This is a genomic window from Jeotgalibacillus aurantiacus (genome assembly GCF_020595125.1).
GTDB lineage: Bacteria > Bacillota > Bacilli > Bacillales > Jeotgalibacillaceae > Jeotgalibacillus > Jeotgalibacillus aurantiacus.
On record NZ_JACNMS010000002.1, the window covers coordinates 284143 to 306096 of the forward strand.

Below are 21954 nucleotides of genomic sequence, written 5' to 3' on the forward strand. Positions count from 1 at the left end.
AGCTGAATAAGCGGCTGCCAGACCTTTCTTTTTTAATGAAAAAGATTTAAAAACAGAGGTGAAAGCAATGACAACAAAAAAACCTGTCTACATATTGTCCGGATTTCTCGGAAGCGGTAAAACGACACTACTTAAACAGCTGATCAAATTCGAAAAAGATCAATCCCGAAAACCGGCCGTCCTAATGAACGAAGCGGGGAGTGTATCGATTGATTCTTCCGAAGTTGATGAGGGCATTCCACTTGCTGAACTGCTTGATGGCTGCATTTGCTGTACGATTCAGGAGAAGCTTGAGAGTCAGCTTCAGTCACTATTGATAAAAGAAGAATTTGACAGCCTGATTATTGAAACAACCGGTGCTGCTCATCCTGTAGAGGTCGTTGATTCAGTAATGTCTCCATTATTCGCCCACCATTTTGATTTTAAAGGGATCGTGACAATCGTCGATGTACATCAGTGGAGCAACAGAAGCGCATTTCCTGTTCAGGTTCTGCAGCTGATGCGGGAACAGGTTCGCCATGCAGGTGTGATCCTGTTAAATAAAACAGATCTTATTAATGACATGCAGGCTGCTTCAATTGTCGGGGAGCTTCAGGAAATTAATCCTGATGCACAAATCATCATGACCACCTATTCAAGCGTGAATCCATCAGTGCTTCACTCACTCGGCTATAACAGAAAGGAGTCAGTATCCGTTCGTGCTGATAAGGATCTGAATTTAAATACAGTAGTTTATACGTTTAACCACCGAATTAATAGACATGCCTTTGAAGAATGGCTGAAGGCCCAGCCCGATCATATTTACCGTATAAAAGGTTTTGTGCCATTTGAGGATGAAAAGTACCCTGTCTTATTTCAGTACTCATACGGCATGCCACTTTATTTCTTACAGGATATGAACATGCCGACGAATCTCGTGGTTATCGGGAGCGGTCTGGATAAGAAGCTCGTGGCTGATTCGCTGTTGGAATTGGAGCAGAAACATGAATCAGGATGAAATGCTGACTTTATACGGCAGCCTTTGGCAAAACAGAGAATGGCGTTCTTTAGAGGAAATGATTGATTCGATTCAACAGGAATGGCTCGATCAGAATACACATCCAAGATTAAGAAAAACTCCTGACGAAAAATTCATCATCAGTATTGAAAGAGTTACAGGTTCTACACTACCAAAAGACGATCAGCGAAAGCTCGTACTCTTTTTATCAGCTTTATATCGTCAAACTTTCTTTAATAATTGAAATACAGCAGTCATAATTGTAAAAATTATTAAAATCTGAAACTTTGTCAATCCTTAAATTACGGTAATTGATACCATGTTGATCAGATGTTCGGTTAATGAGGAAAAATTGTCACTCCATCCATAACGATCCTGATCCATGATTTTAAAGCATTTCGGACTATTCAGGTGCTAAAATCAGGAAATGATGTTCCTATTTTTAGCACCTTTTTTGTTTGTATAATCCTTCCTTAAATATGACAGAAAATCCGATGGTAGGATAAGAGTGTCAACAGACACAATGTTAAGGGAGGAAATACAATGTTAAAGAATTTAATTGTTGCCACTACCGTCTCAGCGCTTATGTTATCTTTTACCGGACAGTCAGCAGATGCCCACAGCAAAGACCAGCAGAAGCCTTATATTTATTACATGGAGGTTAACTCATTAAATATTAATGAATTACAGGAGAAAATTAATCTTCTTTTGCAAAATCATAAATCTATGTATCTCCAAAATAAAAAAGCTTTCCACGAAAAGCCTGTACCTGCTGAGAAAACAGAGGCTCCTGTTGAAGAACCTGTAGCAGCTCCGGCTCCAGTAGTTGAGCAGCCTGCTCAAGAGCCAGCTGTAGCGGAAACTGAACAGTCTCCAGCTCAAAATGAAGCACCGGAAGTTCAGCAGCCTGAACCGGTTCCGGCTCAAAATGAAGCACCAGCAGTTCAGCAGCCTGAACAGCGAGAAGTAGAAGAGCAGAAAACGCAACAGTCAGAGCCTGCCATCTCATCCTTTGAGCAGCAGGTTGTTAATCTGACAAACCAGGAGCGCGAAAAAGCAGGTCTTGCGCCATTATCAATCGATGCAACACTGGCAAAAACAGCAAAAGAAAAGTCTTTGGATATGCAAAGAAATAATTACTTTTCCCACACAAGCCCGACTTATGGTTCCCCATTTGATATGATGAAGCAATTCGGGGTTGAGTATCGCAGTGCGGGTGAAAACATTGCCATGGGTCAAAGAACACCTGAAGAAGTCGTGAAGGCATGGATGAACAGTCCTGGCCACAGACAGAACATTCTTAGTTCTTCTTATACGCATATTGGTGTAGGGCACGCTGAGAACGGCAACTACTGGACACAAATGTTTATTGGAAAATAATATGCAAAAAGCCTCCTTATGGGGGCTTTTTCTGTTATATCCGGAAATGAATAAACCACGGTATCTTTTCCCATACTGAAGGTAAGGAAGTGGTCATATGAACGAAAAATCCGGTAAATCGTTTAGAAAAATGCAGTACATTCGTGAATGTCAGTCGCTGGACGAGCTGATTGAACAACTGTCCTTTCATATGGGAAATACACAGGATCTCGTCACAGTAAAGGTGCAGTTTGCAGATAAAGAATCCGTTATTATTTATCTGGAATCTACAACAGACACAAACCAGCTTGAGAAGACATTTGAATGGCTTACGAATGTGTATTGGGCTTCAGATGAACCAACAGAAACGTTAAAAATAGCTAAGGTTGAAACAGGTCAAACACTCCATGATACAGCAAAAAAAATACTTCTCGGGGATACTTACCTTTTTTCTATGGATCAAGGTTCCTGGATTACTTACAAAATCGGCAGTCCGCTTGTGCTGCAAAGAGCCATTCAGGAGCCTAAAAACGAGCAGGTAGTAAGAGGTGCGCATGCGGGATTTAATGAAAATATCATCTCTAATCTTTATCAAGTCCGCTCCAGACTAAAAAGTCCACATCTCGTCATACGATACTTTACAATCGGTGAATTATCACAAACTAAATGCGCATTATTATATCTTGATCATGTGGCCAATCCGATGGTCATCGAAGAAATTACAATGAGACTTCAGGCAATAAATACTGACGTTTCTTTTAGTATTGGAACAATGGAAGAATATATTGAGGATGATAACTTTTCTCCTTTTCCTCAATTTTTAAATACTGAAAGACCGGATCGGGTTGTAGGAAATCTGGCAGAAGGCAGATTTGCCCTGCTGCTTGATGGTTCACCTACTTCATTGATCGCACCTGTAAATTTCTTTGCTTTTTATCAGTCGCCGGATGATTATAATGGACGGTTTATGGTTGGAACATTTTACAGACTATTGAGGATAGCGAGTTTCTTAATCGCACTTTTGCTGCCTGCTATTTATATTGCGATTATCAGCTTTCATTTTGAAATTATTCCGCAGGATATTACTCTTCCAACTAAAAGAGCGATAGAAGATATACCTTACCCTCCATTATTTGAAGCACTTTTGCTGGAATTAACAATTGAATTAATCCGGGAAGCAGGGATAAGACTTCCAAATCCGATCGGACAGACTATCGGGATCGTTGGGGGTCTTGTAATCGGAGATGCAGTCGTAAATGCAGGATTTATCTCAAACATTATGATCATTGTTGTCGCTTTAACAGCTATTTCGTCTTTTGTTGTTCCGTCCGTTGAAATGAATACCACAGTCAGAATTTTAAGGTTTCCATTTATGATTTTGGCTTCATTATTTGGATTCTTCGGTGTCGCGATCGGATTAATCATTCTGACGATACATCTGATCAGATTGGAGTCCATGTGCACGCCTTATTTATCTCCTTTTGCACCATTTCATCTGTCTGCCGTTAAAGATATGTTTTTGAGGTTTCCAGCTTGGAGTCAATCGCAAAGACCCGCTGATGCCATGCCGATTAATAAAACACGTCATGGAAAGAACAGGTGGTGGAAGCATGAACGAAAAAAATGAAATTTCAGGCTGGCAGCTCTTTTTTTTAATTGTCCAGACACAAATTGGAGTAGGCGCGCTCTCAATGCCTGCGGATATTTCAATTGAATCAGGCCACGACGCATGGATTTCTCTCGTTATTGCAGGGGTTCTGATGCAGATTCTAATACTTTTTTATTTCTGGATGATGACGACCGCAGGGGATATGAGTTATTTCGAGATAACCAAAAAAGCTTTTGGAAGAATTGTCGGTAAATGTTTGATCGCACTTTATAGTATTTATTTTATATATGTTGTTATTGTTTCCAACATCAGTTTTATCAAAGTCATCTCAGAATGGATTTATATGGACACACCAAGGTGGGTGCTAATGATATTGTTCCTCTTACCTGCTGTTTATCTTGTTCGTGGACATGTATCAACCATTGCCAGATTTTCAATGCTTGTTTCGTTTTTTCTGCCTATTTTAGTTTTCATCCTATTATTCGTTTATACCCAGCCGGAATTTTTATATTTACTCCCTGTCGGAGGAGAGGGAATAGAAAACATTTTGAAGGGATTAAAGCCTGCACTATTTGCTTTACTGGGGTTTGAAGCATTTCTTTACTTCAGTTCATATGTTAAGAAGGATCGGAAAAAAGAATTAAAAAAAGCAACATATGCAACCTTATTTGTTTTCATTTTTTATTTGTTCCTTATCATCACTACACAGGTGTTTTTTTATGTTGATGAGATTAAAATCATTCCTTACCCGGTACTCTACATCATGAAGGCATTAAGCTTTGTTATTGTTGACAGGATCGATCTGCTGTTTTTAACTTTTTGGATGGTCATCGCTGCAACTTCGTTAATGAACTATTTATTTATCAGTTCCCAGGCAGTCAGGAATGTTTTTTTGCTGAAAGATCACGCCAATGCTGTTGTGATCATTGCTTTGCTCGTCCTGTTCATATCGAGTATTCCGAAAACAAAAGCAGATATAAAAGAATGGACAGATGTTCTACTATATCTTTCAGTCGTTTTCACAATTTTTCTCCCTCTTATTACTTTTATATTATTCAGGTTAAGGAGAAGGATCGAGAAATGAAAAAATATATGTATTTATTACCGGCTATAATTTTACTATCCGGTTGCTGGGACCAAAATCTGTTAAAGGATGTTCAGTTAGTCTATACCGTTGGCTGGGATCAGAATGAGGATGGATCGGTTACTTCCACTGCTTTGGCTCCTCCGATTGATCAGACTGTAGAGCATGTAAACAGATTGACAATAGAGGGGAATACATTGAGAGACGCCCGTTATAACATGGATGTATATGTTGCAGAACATATCGATTTTGCAAAGCTTCAAGCAGGTATCGTTGGAATTGATATGGCGAGAGACAAGCTGTATCCTTTTTTAGACGTGCTTTATCGTAATCCTAAGAATCATTTGAATGCCAGACTTGCCATGACGAACACCAGTGCAGCTGAATTACTGTCATCCAAAATTGACTCACAGAGAAATCAATCAGAATACTTTTCGGGTTTACTTGAAAGCTCTGAGTTAACAAGTGTAGTCCCGAATATATCTTTACAACGCGCCTGCACTATTTTATTTGATCCCGGCACAGATTTATACTTGCCTTATATTACTTATGAAAAAGATATGTTAAGGGCGAAAGTTTCCGGAATCGGACTATTTAGCAAACAGAAATATACAGACGTTTATTTGAATGAGGATCAAAGCGTCATCTTTAATATTCTTAATAATGAGACCAGTACGATTGTAACGTTAACAAAAAGAATTACAGACGGGAAAGAACCGGAAGTGTCCAATTGGGTTTCTGTAAATATTGAAAAATCAAAAACAGATATAAAAATAAAAGAGAACCCTTTCAGGGCAGAAATTATGCTGAAAGCGGATGTTGTTATTTCGGAATATGGTCCTGATCATTTACAAAGTGAAAAGAAATTGAATGAATTTAAAACCTTTTGGGAAAAAGAATTAAAAAAAGATATTGATGAGATATTGGAAATAACACAGGAAGTTGAATCCGACGTTTTTGGAATCGGAAAGAGAACGGCCGCATTTAAGCCTGCATATTGGGATGAAGAAAGATGGCATGACATATACAGGGATATGGAGATTACTTCAAAAGTATCTGTCAAGATGATTGGTACGGGAATTATTGACTGATCAACATCACGAAGGTTAAAAGTTGCATTTCAGACATTTTCATTCATACTTGAAGTATCAATAGCTGATGGAGTGAACGTCAATGACAAAAACCGTTCTAATTACTGGTGGAACAAAGGGAATCGGGAAGGTTACAGCACTACAATTTGCTGAAAAAAAATATCAGATCGTGGTGAACTACCGTTCTGATGAAAAACAGGCAGAACAGTTCGCCAGCAAGCTGTCCCTCGTAAGCGGGAAAGAATGCAAAATAATTAAAGCAGATATATCAACTGAAAAAGGTTGCGAATCTTTAGTTTCAAAAATAAAAGAACACGACCTTCATATTGATATTTTAATTCACAACGCCGGACCTTATATCAGTGACCGGAAAAAAATGACTGAGTATTCTTTTAATGAATGGAGCACCATGATTAATGGAAATCTTAATGCGGTTTTTCATTTATCTAAAGCTTTTATTCCTCATATGAGAGAGCAGAAATGGGGACGTATCATTACATACGGGTTTGACCGTGCCGAAACCGCACCAGGATGGATGTACCGGTCTGCATTTGCTGCGGCAAAAAGCGGTCTTGTTTCACTGACAAAGACCATCTCAATGGAAGAGGCTGAAAACGGCATAACCGCTAATATGGTATGTCCTGGAGATATTACAGGGGAATGGAAAGAAAAAGTGATTGAAAGCGCTCAGGAATCAGATGATCATCAAAATCCTGTTGGTCGTCCCGGAACCGGGGAGGATCTGGCCAGAATGATTTCATTCCTTTGTGATGATCATTCTGACTTTGTTACAGGCGCAGTTATCCCTGTAACAGGAGGAAAGGATGTTCTTGGGAAGGTTTTTCGGGACACTGTACGATAATCTTCATCCGATTTGAATACGTAAAAAAGGTGGGACAACTCTGATCAGAGTTTTGTCCCACCTTCGATTTTCATCTTTTTTTTCTGAATAATGGTCATTCGGATTGTCAGTGTAATTGCGCCTGCTGTTAAGCCGGCAATCAGACCGATCCAGTAACCAAAGTAACTGAAGTCTGTATAGTTAGCCAATAAATAGCCGCTTGGTAATCCGATCACCCAATAGGAGATCATCGTCATAATTAATGTAATGTTAACATCTTTATAACCTCTCAAAATACCCTGGACAGGGGCCTGTACTGCATCGGACAGCTGAAAGAGAACAGCAAAAAATAAAAACTGTGCAGTAAGTCCAATCACCTGTTGATCCGTTACATAAATAGATGCAACCTGATCCCTGAAGAGATAAGTTAGAATACCTGCGCCTGCTGCAATTGTCACAGCAACTGTCAGGCCCAGATAGCTGTAAGTTCTGGCATCCCTGAATCTTTTCGCACCAGCTTCAAAGCCGACAACAATGGTTAATGCCATAGATATACTTAACGGAATCATATATAAAAATGATGAAAAGTTAAGAGCTGCCTGATGAGCCGCAACGACTTCCGTGGAATAAGCACTCATGAACAGTGTGACGGCAGAAAAAATACTCGTTTCAAAGAAAATTGAAAATCCGATTGGGATCCCGATCAGCAGAATTTCTTTCCATTTAGAAAAATCAAATGGAACAGCTTTATTAAAAATCCTGTAAAGATTAAACGGCCGTTTTGTTTGAACGATATAAATGGAAATAGCAGCGATCAGCCAGTATGTAATGGCAGAAGCAACACCGGCTCCGACCCCTCCAAGGGCTGGGAGGCCGAGTTTTCCGAAAATCAGCAAATAATTAAACAGAACATTAATCGGCAGAGACATTAACGTGACATACATCGTGACTCTTGTGAATCCAAGCGCATCTATAAAAGAGCGCAGTACGTTGTAAACGAACAGCGGGAAAATCCCGGCTGATAAAGCAAGAAGATAAAGGCCTGCAACTCTTCTAACCTCGTCTTCAATGTTCATAAATGCCAGTATCGGTTCTACTACAAAAAGGCCCAAAATTAAAATGATCAGCGCCATAAAGAGGGCAACATAAATGCCTTGAATAACCGTGTGCTGAACCTGGTTCTCTTTTTTTCCACCCATAAGCTGGGCAACAATAGGGGTAACGGATAATAATATACCTGACAGACCTGTAAAAACCGGCATCCAAAGGGACGATCCGATCGCCACTCCGGCGAGATCAGCTGTTGAATATTGTCCTGACATTATTGTGTCAAAAAAATTCATGGCAAAAAGCCCGAGCTGAGTGACCAGGATCGGAACAAGAATAATCGAGAACTGCTTTATTTTTTGATGTAATGTGAACGTTTGTTCCAATTCAGATCAGCTCCTTTAATTTGATAGAAAACAAATGAATTATAACATAGAAAGAATTCATATGTAGTTGGAATCGTTGATTGGATGGTGAAGATATGAATATTGTATGGAAAGTATTTTTAGTCTGGTATGCAGTAGGTGTTGTATTGGTTTCTTTTGACCTGCTTCCACCGTGGCTGGAGTGGGCAAATGCGGTGTTTTTATATTTGTCAGGCATTCTGGCAATCTATTATTCCATGACGGTACTTGGAAAAATAAAAGGGTTTATCATCAGTCTGATCATAATGGCTTTTACTATGTGGGCAGAATCTCTTGGTGTCAAATACGGCTGGATTTTCGGCTCGTATCATTATGAACAGGATTTCGGTATTCAGATTTTCGGCGTGCCGATTACAATTGGATTTGCCTGGGTAATGGTGATCTTTACATCAATGAGCATTGTAATCAACTTATTTAATGAACAAAAAACGCTGATAAAAGCGCTACTTTATGCATTTGTCACATCATTGCTGGCTGTAACAATGGATCTCATTATTGATCCTGTAGCTGTTGCGGCAAAGCAGTACTGGGTCTGGGATGAAACGGGTCCATATTATGGTGTACCAAATCAGAACTTTGCCGGCTGGTTTTATGTGTCGTTCGGGATTCAGTTTATCCTTTATTTCCTGATTGGCAGTCACGCACCACCAGCGAATTGGACTTCACGGATCAGGGCACTTTATTTCATGATGATTGGCATGTTTGTAGTTACGGCGCTTGCATATCAACTGTACTTAGCTGTCATCGTGACACTTAGCAGTTTATTGATCGTCTGTCTCCTGATTTACTTTGTGAGGAGGAAGCTTTCATGAAGCCTGTGAAATCAAAGAGGACCGAACGCGTATTATCATCGTTTCTGACTTATCAATTCAAAAAACATTTTTATCGCGTTTACATTCAGGATCAACGCACAAAATCAGCGCCGGGTGGTAAACAATATCTGATCAATCACTCCAGCTGGTGGGACGGACTGCTCGTATTTTATTTAAATCAAAAGGTCGTTAAAGAAGACTCATATGCGATGATGAGCCGAAAGGGAGTAGAGGAATTTCCTTTCTTCTCGAAAATCGGTGCTTTTGCAGTCGACCCGTCTTCTCCTAAGAGCCTGATCAAACAGCTGAAACTGGCAAAAGATTTGCTGAATGATCAAAAAAGCATCTGGATTTTTCCTCAAGGAAAGGAAGAACATATTGAAAAGCGGCCCATGACCTTTATGAGTGGGCCGGCTTATTTAGTAGAACACGCTGATGAACACGATATTATTCCGGTTTCAGCGTATTATACATTTCGCCATGATCAGCGGCCAGAATTATTCATTTTAATCGGTAAGGAGATCAGCAGTACGGTTTTTGACGGGATGAGCAGGGCACAGATCAATGAATCACTTAAAACTGAGTGTGAGAGCCAGCTCGATCAGATAAGAATGGATTTAATTGAAGAACAAATAACAGGCTATAGCCTTTTTCTTAAAGGATTTCCGACGGCAAGTGAATGGCTGCAGTTTTTCAAACGTCTGTCACCCGACAAAAAGGAGAAGTCATGACTATTTATGTGCTTATTCTGATCGTTTTTCTGATCGTATCTATCGTTAATATTCTTACCATGCCTTCAATGCACAGAAAAAGTAATGCCAATGACCATGTAAGTGTCTTAATTCCAATGAGAAATGAAGAAAAAAATGCTGAAGCGGTTATTCAGTCGGTTTTACATAGCAGTCATCAAAATCTAGATATCGTTGTTTTGAATGATCATTCTACTGACGGAACAGGTGACATTTTAAAAAAGTTTCAAGACAACATTACAGTCATTGAAGGATCGGAGCTTCCCGATTCATGGGTGGGCAAGGTCTACGCCTGTCACCAGCTCAGCAAACAGGCAAAAGGGGAGTACCTTCTGTTTATTGATGCGGATGTCAGAGTCGCACCTGAGGCAATCAGTCAGGCATTATGGCTGCAAAAAAAATATGATGCCGGATTGGTTACCGGATTTCCGCGCTTTCCGGTCAGGCCGCTGCTCGGCAAACTCCTGGTTCCGTTACAGCACTTTTTTATCTTTTTCCACCTGCCAAACCTGATAGCCAACTCAACATTAAAGCCGGCTTTCACAGCTGCACACGGAGCTTTTATGTTCTTTGAAAGGGGTGCCTATTTCTCTTCAGGTGGACACAGCGCGGTTTCCGGTTCTCTGGTGGAAGACGTTCATTTAACGAGGGTCTTAAAGAAAAAAGGCTACCGCTGCATCCTGGCAAACGTGACAAATAGTGTTACGTGCAAAATGTATGACGCTAACAAGGATGTATGGGAAGGGTTTCTGAAGAATGTCTTTAATGGGATTGGAAAATCAAAAGCTGGTGCTGCAGGTGTCATGCTATTTTATTTTGCCTTTTATTTTCTACCCCTGCCTTTCGCGATATATGGCTTGACGGGTGATTATATCTGGATAATCCCGCTTTTAGTGGTCTGGGCACAAACGTTTCTGATCGACATTGCAACAAAGCAAAGCCCGTTTCATTTTATTCTGATGCCATTTTCAGCTCTTGCATTGATCGCGCTGCTCAGTGCTTCAATGATGAAAAGTATTCTTAATAAAGGGTACACATGGAAAGGAAGAGTGTATAAATCATGAAAGCAGTCATTATTGGGGCAGGCCTCGGCGGCTTAGCAGCAGGGGTTCGTCTCCAGAATGCCGGATACGATGTCACGATCGTTGAAAAAAACGATCATGTTGGAGGAAAAATGATGCCGGTTAAGATCGGTGACTATTCTTTTGATTTTGGCCCAAATACGATCACGATGCCCTGGGTATTTGAATCAGTCCTTGATCCTACTGAATTTGACCTGTCTGATTACTTACATTTTGCAAAACTTGAGAGACATACATTAAATGTTTTTCCTGATGGATCGAAACTGCTTCAGTCGGTTCATCCTGACGAAATGATTACTCAGCTTAAAAAGCTGGATCCTTCGGCAGCACATAAATACTGGGATTATCTAAAGGAAGTAAACAGATTGTATAAACAGTCAGAGAACGGCTTTTTTCACAGAACATTCGCCTCCTGGCGGAATTATTTATCCCCCGGGCTGACTTCCGCTTTTTTCTCGGTCCGGCCATTTGAAAAATTGGATCATTTTCATCGCAGGTATTTTTCAAATCCGGATGTTCTGAAGGTATTTAACCGTTACGCCACTTACATTGGATCCTCACCTTTTAAAAGTCCTGCAACGTTTGGGATGATTGGACATCTAGAAATGAATACAGGCGTTTTTACAGTAAAAGGCGGAAATCCGAAAATAGCAGAAGCGTATGCAGATGTATTCAGGAAAACGGGAGGGACGATTCTTCTGAATACAGAAGCAGAAGAGATCCTTATGAATGGTAACAAAGCAAGTTCTGTTAAACTTCATAGTGGACAGCTGCTGAAAGCTGATCAGGTGATTATTAACGGAGACTTTGTCACTGCAACAAAAAAGCTGATTCCGCAGAAGCACAGACGGTCATTACCTGATTCAACATTGGACGGATACGAACCTTCGATTTCGGCGTTTGTTATTTTAGCCGGATTAAAAGAACGTAATGAATCCATTCATCACCATCATGTATTTTTCCCTGAAAATTATGAGAAAGAATTTCAAGATATCTTTAAGGATAATAAGCTTCCTGAAGATCCGACGATTTATATCAGTCACAGTGCCGCGACTGATCCCGGCGTATCAAAAGGGAGTAATTTATTTATTCTGGTGAATGCACCGGCAACAAAACTGAAGAATCCGGATCAGTATAAAAATAAAATATACGACATGCTCGAGCGTAAAGGGATTCCAATCAGGAAGCACCTTGAGGTTGAAAAAATCTTTACACCTGATGATCTGGCTAACAAATTTTACGCTTATAAAGGATCAATCTATGGGATCTCTTCTCATTCCATGAAGGATTCATTTCTTCGCCCGGGCAATAAAAGCAGGGATATTGGTAATCTCTATTATACTGGTGGAACGACTCATCCGGGAGGCGGATCACCAATGGTTGTATTGAGTGGAATCAATGTATCGAACATGATTTTAAAGAAAAACGTGAAAAAGTAGTTTAACTTCCCGTATAATGTTACTTGCTTATGTATAATAATCAAAGTAAGTAATTTTGAGATTGGAGTAAGAACATGAATAAGCGAATTTTATTCACTGGTGGCGGTTCGGCAGGACATGTCTCTGTCAACAACGCACTTATACCAGGATTTTTAAAAAGAGGTTGGGAAGTTGAATATATCGGCTCCTACGATGGCATTGAAAAAGACATTATTACTAAAAACTTTCCGGATCTTCATTATCAGGGCATTTCGAGTGGGAAACTGAGAAGATATTTTTCCATGAAAAACTTCACAGATCCATTTCGTGTGCTGGCAGGCACGATGCAGGCATACAAGCGCATTAAGAAATTTAAACCGGACGTTATTTTTTCAAAAGGCGGTTTTGTTTCTGTGCCGGTGCTGCTGGCTGCAAAAATGGCCGGAGTACCTGTTGCGATCCACGAATCTGATGTAACACCCGGACTGGCCAACAAGCTCGCGATTCCGTTTGCCACAAAAATTTATACGACGTTCAGAGAAACGCTGCAGCATGTTCCGTCAGATAAATCAACATGTGCCGGTGCGATTATCCGTAAAGAATTATTTGATGGCACACGTAAAAAGGGACTTGAACTGACAGGACTTACTTCTTCAAAACCTGTCATGCTGGTGATGGGTGGAAGCCTTGGTGCCAAAGGAATCAATGATGCGGTACGTGAAAATCTTTCAACACTTACTGAACATTACTCAGTTATTCACTTGTGCGGGAAGGGAAATATCGCTCAAATCACAAACCCGGATTACATTCAATATGAATTCGTGAATAAAGAGCTTCCTGACTTGCTTGCGGTAACTGACCTCGTCGTTTCAAGAGCAGGCTCTAATTCAATCTTTGAATTCCTGGCTTTGAAAAAACCGATGCTTCTTGTACCTTTATCAAGAGAAGCAAGCAGAGGAGATCAGATCCTGAATGCCAATACATTTGTCAGTCAGGGCTATGCGCTGAAGCTTGAGGAGGAAGACCTTACTTCTGAAACGTTTATGACTGCACTCAGGCAGCTGAGAGATCAGCAGTGGACCATGATTGAAAAAATGGACCAGGCTCCTGAGTCTTATACGATTGAACAAATGATTGATGAAATTACGGGATTAGCAGCAGTGAATGCTTAAATTTCCTGATTATTTATCAATGTTGAATACCCAGCCGGACGAATCCGGCTGGGTATTTTTGATTTTGAATTGATCAATCACAGCAATGTGTAAATCCTTTTTACCATCATCCGTTTAAAAAATAGATGAGAGGGAAGGTACGTTGTAGAGACAATAGAGGAAGGTGAATGATATGGACATATTAGTCATTGGGGCAAATGGCACAACCGGAAAGCTTGTGATTGATAAACTTGCAAAACGCAACCGTTACTACGCAAGAGGGATGGTTCGTAGCGAGGATCAGACTCAGGGAATTGAACAGCTTGGCGGACTCCCTGTCATCGGGGATTTGGAGGGAGAGTTTTCAAGTGCCTACGATGAAGTTGACGCTGTGATTTTTGCAGCCGGGTCTGGTGGACATACCGGACCTGATAAAACGAAGTCTGTAGATGAAGAAGGAGCAATGAAAGCCATTGATATCGCGGTTGAGAAAGGTATCTCAAAATTTGTCATGTTAAGTGCGATTGCAGCTGATGAACCGTCTGTTTTGGACCTTGATGAGAATATGCAAATTTATTATGAAGCCAAAAAGAATGCTGATCAGTATCTGATAAACAGCGGACTTAACTATACCATTATCAGACCCGGCCTTCTAACAAATGAAAAAGGAACCGGCAAGATCAGAGCTGCTGAGAAATTATCAGACCGGCAGGGAGAGATTACACGGGAAGACGTTGCAGATGTCCTAGTAGCATCGCTTGAGCATCCAAATTTAAACAACCGCATTGTTGAAATTTTAAACGATGAAACTGATATGATGACTGCCCTCAACCGGGCATAATAAAAAAGACGTGTTTTAAACACGTCTTTTTTATTATGCTTCCAAAGCATCTTCCTGAAATTCTGCCTGTTGGCGAAGAAGGTGCAATGTGTACATATCCTTATTAATTTCATACAGATTATAAATATCTTCATCCTTATTTAACTGATAATAAAGAGAAGGATTCGTTTCATTTGCGAGGGTGACATAAGGCAGTTTTTCTGCCGCTTTTTGTGATCGGATATTTACTTTGCGGATTCGCATGTAGATTTTTTCGATTCCAAGCTCATAGAAGAGCTCCTGAAAGAATGCATCCTTTGCCGGCTGATTATAGCCCTTTCCGTGGTATGGTTTTCCGATCCATGTTCCAAGAAAGCCGCTGTTTTCCTGAATATCATACAGATTAATCGTACCAATCGGGGCTCCCCATTCATCTGTAATCGTACGGGAAATCAATTCTCCTCTTTCTTCAGACTCAATCGTCTGCTTTGTCATAAACATTAACTCATCTGAAGAATACGCCTTCTGACGCACAAAAGGGAAGACTTCAGGATGCGACATCAGTTCAAAAAGCGCTTGGCTTTCATGAACTTCCCGCTTTTTAATCATGGTTTTACCCCTCCTCAAAAGGGCAGTATCCAGTCAGGATCTGCGAACACCACCCTCGAAATTTTTCATAACGTACATAAAAAATTTCGGGGTGGGAATCGAACCCACTAGGACCAGTTAAAAAGCTGGTGGCGCACCATTTGCCTTCCCTCCATTAAAGACTCTCTTAACAGTCTCATGGCATCATTGTATTGTAAACTTGTTCAGTTCGTTCTACATATTTGCATATAAATCATACAAAATTTTTTTCTTTTTGACTATAGTTTTTTTGCACGATTTTTGTCTTTTTTTCGTAAATTTTTTGCGGATAAATTGTTATCCTTCAAAAATGCTTTTTCCATTATTGCGGAAAAGTAATGTTGCAGTTGTTTTATTCTGCCTGGTAAACCATTTTTCCTTTAATCATTGTAAAAACAGGTTTTGCCATGAAGTGAAGCGGGTGCTGGCTCCACAGGACAAGATCAGCTTCTTTTCCGATCTCAATACTTCCCACAAGGTGATCAATACCAAGATTTTTCGCAGGGCCAAGCGTCACTGCTTTAAGCGCAGCTTCAATTGGCAAACCTTCTCTCACTGCAATGGCAGCACAAACATTTAAATACTGAATCGGTGTATAAGGGTGGTCCGTTGTAATAGAAATATCAATTCCCGCATCAGCAAGGATCTGATACGTTTTCCAGGACTTATTTTTCAGCTCAACCTTTGATTTTCTTGTAAAAGTAGGGCCGATACAGACCTGTGCTCCTGATCTCTTAACCTCCTCAGTAATTAAATGGCCTTCCGTACAATGTTCAATTCTGAGGTCTAAATTGAACTCTTCAGCCAGCCGGATTGCTGAGACAATATCATCTGCACGGTGAGCATGGATTCGCACCGGAATTTCGCGTTTTAAAGCTTTTTGCAGGGAAGTCAGCCTGAGATCATTCGTCTGATCAAAATGTTTTGCGTGATGGAACTGTTCTCTTAACATTCCCATGATCCCCATTCTTGTGATGGAATCATTTGACCCGTTAGAATGCATCCGTTTAGGGTTTTCCCCAAGCGCCATTTTTAATCCTGATGTATCGTTTACAATCATGGACTGAACGGTTTTGCCGCTTGTTTTAATAATAGCTGTTATGCCGCCGATCACATTGGCACTTCCCGGCAGTACATTCACCGTTGTTACGCCATGGGATCTTGCATTGAAAAAACCTTCATCCAGTGGATAAACACCATCAATCGCTCTGATATGAGGAGTCATCGGTTCTATAGATTCATTTGCGTCATTACCGGCCCAGCCGGTTCCTTCATCATATAATCCAAGATGAGTGTGAACGTCAATCAATCCAGGTGTCAGATGGTATCCCGAACAGTCATAGACGGTAAAATCATCTTCTTTTTGAATTTCTTCAGCAATCTTCGTAATGATTCCATCTTCAACTAAGACATCTCCATATTGAATCATTGGTGATGTAATAGGGTAGACTAATGCATCTTTTAACAACAGTTTCATTTTTATGCCCTCCGCACGTCTTTTAGAATAGTTTACTTGAAAGACAGAGCCGCGAAAAGTCAGTCATGAAATAAAATAACTGAAATAAATCTCATTCCTTTACAAAATGCTTATGAATCAGACATAATAAAGAAACAGTTCAATATCGAACCTTTCGGGGCAGGGTGAAATTCCCTACCGGCGGTGATGGGCGATTATTGTCCTCAGTCCGTGACCCGGTGCTACCGGTGGATTTGGTGAAATTCCAAAGCCGACAGTTAAAGTCTGGATGGGAGAAAGGAACATGCGTTTTTCAGAACTAAGTATCTGAAACGCTTATTTGAGTATGCTCAAGACTCCCATCTTTTTAAAAAGGGGGTCTTTTTTATTATTTTAAAGACCGTTGTTCGGGAGGTGTAAGGGTATGCATGAAAAGTGGATGAAAATGGCGATCAGTATGGCTGAAGCGCTTCAGGGACAGACATCTCCCAACCCCACAGTAGGCAGTGTTGTTGTTAAGAATGGCAGAGTTATCGGAATGGGGGCTCATTTGAAAGCTGGTGAAGGGCATGCGGAAGTGAACGCGCTCAGGCAGGCCGGTGATCAGGCGGAAGGAGCGACCATTTACGTCACACTTGAGCCTTGCTCACATTACGGTAAGACACCACCATGCGCAGAGCTGATTATTGAGAGTAAACTCAGTACGGTCGTCATAGGAAGTAAAGATCCAAATCCGCAGGTAAGTGGAAAAGGGATTAAAAAACTCAGGGATGCCGGAATAGAAGTCATCACCGGGATATGTGAGGAAGAAACGGATAAACTGAATGAATTTTTCTTTTTCTCAATGAAAAAGAGAAGACCCTTTGTCACGCTGAAAACTGCCGTCTCACTTGATGGCAAAACGGCCACTAAAAAGGGAAACAGCAGGTGGATTACCGGTTCATTGGCCAGAGAGGATGTGCATAAGGACCGTCATTTGCATGATGCAATTTTGGTCGGAGTAAATACAGTCAAAAAGGATGACCCGTCACTTACTGTCAGGCTTACCGGTGGAGGTGTATCCCCGGTTAGGGTCGTGCTCGATCATCACTTGAGTACGCCGGAACATGCAAAGCTGATTCAGGGAAGCAGTGCAAACACGCTGATCATCTGCAGTTCAGATGCGCCTATTAAGAAGGAAAAACAGTTGACAGCTTATCCTCATGTGAGTGTCGTACGTTTACATGAACCCTCGATTTCGATCAGCAGGGTCATGGAGGTGCTCCACGGTATGCAGATTCATTCAGTATATGTTGAAGGTGGAGCCAATGTTCACACATCCTTCCTCGAATCCGGTTTTGCTGATCGTGTGATTACGTACATTGCACCTAAAATCATTACAGGTGAAGAAGCGTTAACAACATTTGCAGGTGTTGGCATTGAACATATGAACCAGGCTTATGAGCTGGAGTTTGAAAATGTGATAAAACTGGGCCCTGACCTTAAAATTACAGCAGTATTAAAGGAGACCGAATAAGATGTTTACAGGTCTGATTGAAGAGATTGGAACAATTAAGAACATAAAAAAAGGTGCAAAATCAATGGTTTTAACCATTAATTGTTCAAAGATACTTGAGGATGCGAAACTTGGTGACAGCATTTCGATCAATGGCGTCTGCCTGACAGTCACGAGTTTTTCTGATCAGTATTTTACAGCTGATGTAATGCCTGAGACCATGAAATCGACCACACTCCACCAGTTGAAAACCGGATCAAGAGTAAATCTTGAACGGGCAATGGCAGCGAACGGCCGGTTCGGCGGTCACTTTGTATCAGGTCATATTGACGGAACCGGGACGATTTCGAGCATAGAAAAAGTTGATAATGCGCTCTATATTTACATTCAGGCACCTGAGCATCTGATGAAATACTTTATGATGAAAGGCTCGGTTTCGGTTGACGGAACATCGTTAACGATTTTTGATGTAAAGGAATCAGCGTTCATGATTTCGCTCATTCCACAAACAGCTGAAGAATCAATCGTTGCGTCAAAAAAGCCTGGTGACCTTGTAAATATTGAATGTGATATGATTGCAAAATATATTCAGAATTTAATGAACCCTGCTGAAACGCCGCAGAAAAAAGGAATAGACGAGGCGTTTTTAAGAAATAACGGGTATATGTGAGGGGGCAGCTAAATGTTTAATACGATTGAAGAAGCCATTGAGGACTTGAAAAATGGAAAGCCGGTCATTGTTGTGGATGATGAAGACCGTGAAAACGAAGGAGATTTTATCGGTTTGTCAGAAATGGCAACACCTGAAATGATTAACTTTATGATTACGGAAGGCAGAGGTCTGGTATGTGTACCGGTCACAGAAGAGCGAGCAAATGAATTGCAGCTCAAGCCAATGACAGATACGAATACAGATGCCCACGGTACTGCATTTACAGTCAGCGTTGATCACAAGGAGACAACAACGGGGATCAGCGCGCCTGAAAGAGCTTTGACGGTACGGGAGCTGATTAACCCAGCTGCAAATCCGGCTGATTTTAAGCGTCCGGGTCACATCTTTCCGCTGGTAGCCAAAAAAGGCGGCGTATTAAAACGCGCCGGACATACAGAGGCTGCTGTTGATCTGGCTGTCCTGTCTGGCGCTAAACCATCCGGCGTTATTTGTGAGATCATTAATGAAGACGGGACAATGGCACGCGTTCCGGAGCTGAAAAAAATCGCCGAGAAATTCGATTTAAAAATGATCACGATTGAAGACCTGATTTCATACCGGAGAAATAAAGAACAGCTCGTGAAAAAAGAAGTTGAAACGTCGATGCCAACAGAATTCGGGGAATTCAAAGCAGTGGCTTACACTGAAATCTTAACCGGACAGGAGCATGTCGCTTTAGTAAAAGGTGAGATCTCACCTGACAAACCGGTGCTTGTCCGCGTTCATTCCGAATGCCTGACAGGTGACGTTTTCGGATCAAACCGCTGTGACTGCGGTCCCCAGCTGTATGCTGCTCTATCTCAGATAGAACGCGAAGGTAACGGGATTTTACTGTATATGAGACAGGAAGGCCGTGGAATTGGTCTAGTCAACAAACTGAAAGCATATAAGCTTCAGGAAGAAGGGCTGGATACGGTAGAAGCCAACCATCGTCTCGGATTCGCAGCTGACCTGCGTGATTATGGAATCGGGGCACAAATTCTAAAGGATTTAGGTGTGACAAAAATGCGGCTCTTAACGAATAATCCGCGTAAAATCGCCGGTGTTAAAGGTTACGGCCTTGAAGTGACGGAGAGAGTTGCCATTCAGATGCCGACAAAAGAGCAAAACGCTAAATATCTTGAAACGAAAAAAACAAAGCTCGGACATATGCTTAACTTATAGGAGGAATACAGGATGAAAAAAGTTTTTGAAGGACATTTATCAGGATCAGGATTAAAGGTTGCGATCGTTGTCAGCCGATTTAATGAATTTATCACAGGGAAATTACTTAGCGGCGCAGAGGATGCACTGAAACGACACGGTGTAGAAGAAGCGGATGTTTCTGTAGCATGGGTACCTGGTGTTTTTGAAATCCCTGTCGTAGCCCAGCGCCTTGCCCGTTCAGGTAAATACGATGCTGTCATCACACTTGGAACAGTGATCAGAGGTGCAACGCCTCACTTTGAATATGTGAGTAATGAAGTGTCAAAAGGCGTTGCCAAAATTGCGCTTGATGAAAGCATGCCTGTTATTTTCGGTGTATTAACAACAGATACCATTGAGCAGGCAATTGAACGTGCAGGTACAAAAGCAGGAAATAAAGGCTGGGAAGCAGCAACGGCTGCGATTGAAATGGCAAGTCTGTTTAAGAGAATGGATGTATAACGGAAAAAATAATTAATATGAAGATTAGCGCAGGTATCATCCTTTTGCTTAAGGATGATACTCGCGTTTTTTTGCGTTAAATACATTAAAATTAATGACAAGACCTTTAGTTTTTCGTATACTTAACACTTGTGGCTCGCCGGTTTCCGGTATGAGCGGGTAGGGAGAGGGCGCTTGCAAAGGCAGGCTTTTATATGAAAAGTACAGGAGGAATTTTTAAGTTAGACCAGCATGATACGACTGTGAAAAAGGAGGTATCTGCTGGCGTTGTCGGCTTCTTTACAATCGTTTATATTGTAGCCGTTAACGCACTCATTTTATCCGAATCAGGAATGCCATTTGAAGGTGCCGTGATTGCAACGATTGCAGTAAGTGCGCTCGGTTGTATTTTAATGGCCTTTATCGGAAATGCGCCGATTATTCTTGTTCCGGGAATGGGAATCAACGCGATGTTCACATATACCCTTGTGAACGCCATGGGCTTTACCTGGCAGGAAGCATTAGCCATTGTAACGGTATCCGGACTGCTGTTCATCATTGTGGCCTTCACAAAGCTGTCTGATGTATTAAACACGGCTATTCCACAGATTCTGAAGGATGCGATTACAGTAGGACTCGGCTTTTTCCTGTTAATGATTGGTCTTGAGAAAGGATCACTCATTACACAGGGAAATAATGCACTATTAGCCATCGGACATTTCAATGAACCGGAAGCGCTGGCAACGATTATAACATTACTGGTGGCTTTGATCCTGTTCGTTAAGAACGTACCCGGTCACTTTTTATGGACCATTTTAACGGGAACTATTCTTTCTTTTGTCTTTTCCATCGTTCCCGAAAATGCTTCCAATCAAGCCTTGACAGCGGATTCCATTGTATGGTTCCAAATGTCATTTGACAGCTGGCTTGAGATTCCGTTTTGGATTGGCGTTTTCTCGTTAACGATGGTATTGGTTTTTGAAAACATCGGTCTGGTTCACGGACACGTATCGTTTATCAAAAAACCTGAAAAATATGAGGGTGCACTGAGGGCAAATGCCATTTCAGCATTCAGCTCCGGTCTGATCGGATCCAGCCCGACGGTTTCAACGGTTGAGTCCACGGCTGCTATGGCTGCCGGTGGAAGAACTGGGCTGACATCGCTGACAACCGGCGTTCTGTTTATCGTATCTGCAGCATTTATTCCGTATATGGGATATATACCAGACCATGCGATCGCACCGATTTTAATTATTATCGGAATCCTGATGATCCAGCAGATGCGTCATATGAAATTGGATGATTTTACTGAATCTGTACCTGCTATTTTACTGATCGTGATGATTCCGTTTACGTATAGCATTGCAGATGGGATTGCAATTGGTTTTATTATGTATCCGTTCTTAAAATTCATGACGGGCAAATGGAGAGAAGTCAGCATGCCGCTGCTTATTATCTCGATCCTGTTCTTATTATATTTTGTTGTTCATTTTATTCCTTTTCTTTAATGAATCGCCTGATCAAAGGATTGGCTCGTGCCAGGTCTTTGATCA

Annotated in this window: 21 protein-coding genes and 1 riboswitch; of the genes, 18 read left to right on the forward strand and 3 right to left on the reverse strand. The window is 41.2% G+C overall.

The genetic code is table 11. The features are described 5' to 3' along the window. Window positions 1-67: 67 nt before the first annotated feature. From H7968_RS06225 to H7968_RS06255, 7 genes are all read left to right on the forward strand, one after another. Window positions 68-997 carry a CobW family GTP-binding protein gene (locus H7968_RS06225; RefSeq protein ID WP_227395345.1) on the forward strand — a complete coding sequence of 310 codons (930 nt, stop codon included), beginning with the start codon at window positions 68-70 and terminating at the stop codon, window positions 995-997. Further along, window positions 984-1241, forward strand: coding sequence for a hypothetical protein (locus H7968_RS06230; protein ID WP_227395346.1), 258 nt, complete (start codon window positions 984-986; stop codon window positions 1239-1241). Before H7968_RS06225 ends, H7968_RS06230 begins: the two co-directional genes overlap by 14 nt. A gap of 299 nt (window positions 1242-1540) precedes the next feature. Next, entirely contained in the window at window positions 1541-2377 is an 837-nt protein-coding gene (locus H7968_RS06235; protein ID WP_227395347.1) for a CAP domain-containing protein, read from the forward strand. 97 nt (window positions 2378-2474) lie between these two features. Further along, window positions 2475-3983, forward strand: coding sequence for a spore germination protein (locus H7968_RS06240; RefSeq protein WP_227395348.1), 1509 nt, complete (start codon window positions 2475-2477; stop codon window positions 3981-3983). Further along, complete coding sequence (locus tag H7968_RS06245) at window positions 3967-5049, forward strand: GerAB/ArcD/ProY family transporter (protein WP_227395349.1); 1083 nt, start codon at window positions 3967-3969, stop codon at window positions 5047-5049. The genes H7968_RS06240 and H7968_RS06245 overlap by 17 nt, the downstream gene beginning before the upstream one ends. Beyond that, window positions 5046-6140 carry a Ger(x)C family spore germination protein gene (locus H7968_RS06250; protein WP_227395350.1) on the forward strand — a complete coding sequence of 365 codons (1095 nt, stop codon included), beginning with the start codon at window positions 5046-5048 and terminating at the stop codon, window positions 6138-6140. Before H7968_RS06245 ends, H7968_RS06250 begins: the two co-directional genes overlap by 4 nt. 82 nt (window positions 6141-6222) lie before the next feature. Beyond that, complete coding sequence (locus H7968_RS06255) at window positions 6223-7002, forward strand: SDR family oxidoreductase (RefSeq protein ID WP_227395351.1); 780 nt, start codon at window positions 6223-6225, stop codon at window positions 7000-7002. A gap of 44 nt (window positions 7003-7046) precedes the next feature. On the opposite strand, the gene H7968_RS06260 is transcribed toward H7968_RS06255, so the two are convergent. Beyond that, complete coding sequence (locus H7968_RS06260) at window positions 7047-8414, reverse strand: MATE family efflux transporter (RefSeq protein ID WP_227395352.1); 1368 nt, start codon at window positions 8412-8414, stop codon at window positions 7047-7049. Window positions 8415-8509: 95 nt separating this feature from the next. Here H7968_RS06260 and H7968_RS06265 point away from each other — a divergent pair, with 95 nt between their 5' ends. The 6 genes from H7968_RS06265 (at window position 8510) to H7968_RS06290 (ending at window position 14506) form a co-directional block, all read left to right on the forward strand. Continuing rightward, complete coding sequence (locus H7968_RS06265; protein ID WP_227395353.1) at window positions 8510-9265, forward strand: carotenoid biosynthesis protein; 756 nt, start codon at window positions 8510-8512, stop codon at window positions 9263-9265. After that, window positions 9262-9996, forward strand: a complete 735-nt coding sequence (locus H7968_RS06270; RefSeq protein ID WP_227395354.1) for a lysophospholipid acyltransferase family protein — start codon at window positions 9262-9264, stop codon at window positions 9994-9996. The genes H7968_RS06265 and H7968_RS06270 overlap by 4 nt, the downstream gene beginning before the upstream one ends. Then, window positions 9993-11078, forward strand: a complete 1086-nt coding sequence (locus H7968_RS06275; protein ID WP_227395355.1) for a glycosyltransferase — start codon at window positions 9993-9995, stop codon at window positions 11076-11078. Before H7968_RS06270 ends, H7968_RS06275 begins: the two co-directional genes overlap by 4 nt. After that, window positions 11075-12535, forward strand: a complete 1461-nt coding sequence (locus H7968_RS06280) for a phytoene desaturase family protein (RefSeq protein WP_264476652.1) — start codon at window positions 11075-11077, stop codon at window positions 12533-12535. The genes H7968_RS06275 and H7968_RS06280 overlap by 4 nt, the downstream gene beginning before the upstream one ends. 74 nt (window positions 12536-12609) lie before the next feature. Beyond that, a complete protein-coding gene (locus H7968_RS06285; RefSeq protein ID WP_227395356.1) occupies window positions 12610-13686 on the forward strand; it encodes an undecaprenyldiphospho-muramoylpentapeptide beta-N-acetylglucosaminyltransferase in 1077 nt (358 codons plus the stop codon). Between the two features lie 172 nt (window positions 13687-13858). Next, window positions 13859-14506, forward strand: coding sequence for an SDR family oxidoreductase (locus tag H7968_RS06290; RefSeq protein ID WP_227395357.1), 648 nt, complete (start codon window positions 13859-13861; stop codon window positions 14504-14506). Between the two features lie 33 nt (window positions 14507-14539). Here the strand turns inward: H7968_RS06290 and H7968_RS06295 are convergent, their stop codons facing one another. Together H7968_RS06295 and H7968_RS06300 are read right to left on the reverse strand one after the other, a co-directional pair. Then, window positions 14540-15094, reverse strand: coding sequence for a GNAT family N-acetyltransferase (locus H7968_RS06295; protein WP_227395358.1), 555 nt, complete (start codon window positions 15092-15094; stop codon window positions 14540-14542). A 370-nt stretch (window positions 15095-15464) separates the two neighbouring features. Then, window positions 15465-16589 (reverse strand): amidohydrolase, encoded by a 1125-nt coding sequence (locus H7968_RS06300; RefSeq protein ID WP_227395359.1) that lies wholly within the window; start codon window positions 16587-16589, stop codon window positions 15465-15467. Window positions 16590-16735: 146 nt separating this feature from the next. Further along, window positions 16736-16873: riboswitch (FMN riboswitch) on the forward strand. Window positions 16874-16992: 119 nt separating this feature from the next. Between H7968_RS06300 and ribD the strand changes: the two genes are divergently transcribed. The 5 genes from ribD to H7968_RS06325 all read left to right on the forward strand — a co-directional run bounded on the left by ribD (window position 16993) and on the right by H7968_RS06325 (window position 21909). Next, the gene (ribD, locus tag H7968_RS06305; protein WP_227395360.1) at window positions 16993-18084 is read left to right on the forward strand and encodes a bifunctional diaminohydroxyphosphoribosylaminopyrimidine deaminase/5-amino-6-(5-phosphoribosylamino)uracil reductase RibD; all 1092 of its coding nucleotides are present in this window, start codon (window positions 16993-16995) and stop codon (window positions 18082-18084) included. 1 nt (window position 18085) lies between these two features. Beyond that, on the forward strand, window positions 18086-18733 hold the full coding sequence (gene ribE / locus H7968_RS06310; protein ID WP_227395361.1) for a riboflavin synthase: 648 nt from the start codon (window positions 18086-18088) through the stop codon (window positions 18731-18733). A gap of 12 nt (window positions 18734-18745) precedes the next feature. Beyond that, window positions 18746-19939 (forward strand): bifunctional 3,4-dihydroxy-2-butanone-4-phosphate synthase/GTP cyclohydrolase II, encoded by a 1194-nt coding sequence (locus H7968_RS06315; RefSeq protein ID WP_227395362.1) that lies wholly within the window; start codon window positions 18746-18748, stop codon window positions 19937-19939. Between the two features lie 12 nt (window positions 19940-19951). Next, the gene (ribH, locus tag H7968_RS06320; protein ID WP_134371444.1) at window positions 19952-20422 is read left to right on the forward strand and encodes a 6,7-dimethyl-8-ribityllumazine synthase; all 471 of its coding nucleotides are present in this window, start codon (window positions 19952-19954) and stop codon (window positions 20420-20422) included. A 194-nt stretch (window positions 20423-20616) separates the two neighbouring features. Continuing rightward, the gene (locus H7968_RS06325) at window positions 20617-21909 is read left to right on the forward strand and encodes an NCS2 family permease (RefSeq protein ID WP_227395363.1); all 1293 of its coding nucleotides are present in this window, start codon (window positions 20617-20619) and stop codon (window positions 21907-21909) included. Window positions 21910-21954 lie beyond the last annotated feature (45 nt).

What these genes read in the sequence shown, in the direction of transcription:
- H7968_RS06225 (WP_227395345.1), top strand. Translation starts at nt 68, where the DNA reads ATGACAACAAAAAAACCTGTCTACATATTGTCCGGATTTCTCGGAAGC.
- H7968_RS06230 (WP_227395346.1), top strand. Translation starts at nt 984, where the DNA reads ATGAATCAGGATGAAATGCTGACTTTATACGGCAGCCTTTGGCAAAAC.
- H7968_RS06235 (WP_227395347.1), top strand. Translation starts at nt 1,541, where the DNA reads ATGTTAAAGAATTTAATTGTTGCCACTACCGTCTCAGCGCTTATGTTA.
- H7968_RS06240 (WP_227395348.1), top strand. Translation starts at nt 2,475, where the DNA reads ATGAACGAAAAATCCGGTAAATCGTTTAGAAAAATGCAGTACATTCGT.
- H7968_RS06245 (WP_227395349.1), top strand. Translation starts at nt 3,967, where the DNA reads ATGAACGAAAAAAATGAAATTTCAGGCTGGCAGCTCTTTTTTTTAATT.
- H7968_RS06250 (WP_227395350.1), top strand. Translation starts at nt 5,046, where the DNA reads ATGAAAAAATATATGTATTTATTACCGGCTATAATTTTACTATCCGGT.
- H7968_RS06255 (WP_227395351.1), top strand. Translation starts at nt 6,223, where the DNA reads ATGACAAAAACCGTTCTAATTACTGGTGGAACAAAGGGAATCGGGAAG.
- H7968_RS06265 (WP_227395353.1), top strand. Translation starts at nt 8,510, where the DNA reads ATGAATATTGTATGGAAAGTATTTTTAGTCTGGTATGCAGTAGGTGTT.
- H7968_RS06270 (WP_227395354.1), top strand. Translation starts at nt 9,262, where the DNA reads ATGAAGCCTGTGAAATCAAAGAGGACCGAACGCGTATTATCATCGTTT.
- H7968_RS06275 (WP_227395355.1), top strand. Translation starts at nt 9,993, where the DNA reads ATGACTATTTATGTGCTTATTCTGATCGTTTTTCTGATCGTATCTATC.
- H7968_RS06280 (WP_264476652.1), top strand. Translation starts at nt 11,075, where the DNA reads ATGAAAGCAGTCATTATTGGGGCAGGCCTCGGCGGCTTAGCAGCAGGG.
- H7968_RS06285 (WP_227395356.1), top strand. Translation starts at nt 12,610, where the DNA reads ATGAATAAGCGAATTTTATTCACTGGTGGCGGTTCGGCAGGACATGTC.
- H7968_RS06290 (WP_227395357.1), top strand. Translation starts at nt 13,859, where the DNA reads ATGGACATATTAGTCATTGGGGCAAATGGCACAACCGGAAAGCTTGTG.
- H7968_RS06295 (WP_227395358.1), bottom strand. Translation starts at nt 15,094, where the DNA reads ATGATTAAAAAGCGGGAAGTTCATGAAAGCCAAGCGCTTTTTGAACTG.
- H7968_RS06300 (WP_227395359.1), bottom strand. Translation starts at nt 16,589, where the DNA reads ATGAAACTGTTGTTAAAAGATGCATTAGTCTACCCTATTACATCACCA.
- ribD (WP_227395360.1), top strand. Translation starts at nt 16,993, where the DNA reads ATGCATGAAAAGTGGATGAAAATGGCGATCAGTATGGCTGAAGCGCTT.
- ribE (WP_227395361.1), top strand. Translation starts at nt 18,086, where the DNA reads ATGTTTACAGGTCTGATTGAAGAGATTGGAACAATTAAGAACATAAAA.
- H7968_RS06315 (WP_227395362.1), top strand. Translation starts at nt 18,746, where the DNA reads ATGTTTAATACGATTGAAGAAGCCATTGAGGACTTGAAAAATGGAAAG.
- ribH (WP_134371444.1), top strand. Translation starts at nt 19,952, where the DNA reads ATGAAAAAAGTTTTTGAAGGACATTTATCAGGATCAGGATTAAAGGTT.
- H7968_RS06325 (WP_227395363.1), top strand. Translation starts at nt 20,617, where the DNA reads ATGAAAAGTACAGGAGGAATTTTTAAGTTAGACCAGCATGATACGACT.